1 protein-coding gene is annotated in these 237 nt (G+C 53.2%); it reads left to right on the plus strand.

Annotation, left to right across the window (positions count from 1 at the left end):
* A partial coding sequence (locus AC3II9_RS22490; protein WP_489158993.1) for an OstA-like protein occupies positions 1-237 on the plus strand: 237 nt, incomplete at both ends.

The following is a 237-nucleotide window of genomic DNA, read 5'->3' on the forward strand; positions in this document are numbered from 1 at the left end:
CTGTGATTCCTGCATCGTCAATAATGCCGGCCATATTTTTGAAGCCTTCGGCGCCGTGCGCATCAAGCAGGATACCACCAATGTGTATTCGGATTACCTCCGTTATCAAACCGATATTCGCCTGGCCTATTTGCGTGGGCGCGTGCGCCTCACCGATGGTAGAGCCACACTCACTACACCAGACCTTAATTACGATGTGGCCAACCGCATCGGCACTTATACCAATGGCGGTCGCCT

Source organism: Lysinibacillus sp. RU7, assembly GCF_057837305.1.